The organism is Anaerostipes sp. AF04-45 (assembly GCF_003461725.1).
Taxonomy (GTDB): domain Bacteria; phylum Bacillota; class Clostridia; order Lachnospirales; family Lachnospiraceae; genus Anaerostipes; species Anaerostipes caccae.
This window is the reverse complement of sequence record NZ_QTXQ01000026.1, coordinates 249-617: the sequence shown is the minus strand read 5'-3', so window position 1 is coordinate 617 and position 369 is coordinate 249. Positions and strand designations below refer to the sequence as shown.

Below are 369 nucleotides of genomic sequence, written 5' to 3'. Positions count from 1 at the left end.
GTAATTCGTTTTGTTTGATGTCTTGTCATTTCTTATAAAAAATAACTTTTTGTGTTCTGTATGAAGTTTTCAAGGTACATCCGCGTAGCAAGTATTGCGTGCACAAAAAGGGAAGGATATCGCGTGGAGAATTCATTCTCCTAAGCGCATATGCTTTTCTTTTTGTATAAGCGGCTCTGCCGCGATCGAAGAAGCGAAGCTTCTGAGATTCACGCGTTACCACCAACAATCTCTGTTACACTTTCTATTCTGGCTTCTTCAGCCATTCCATACAAGAACTTTGTTCTTATATCGAATCGCCAAAGAATGTTGAAATAAAATCCGGCAGCCACCTGCTTTCCCAGGTCGTCTCCAACCAAGTATCATCGG

The 369-nt window shown here is 41.2% G+C and carries 1 rRNA gene (cut by a window edge); it reads right to left on the bottom strand.

The features are described from left to right. Nucleotides 1-368: 368 nt before the first annotated feature. Nucleotide 369: ribosomal RNA gene (gene rrf, locus DWV34_RS17115) — 5S ribosomal RNA — on the bottom strand (it continues 116 nt past the right edge of the window).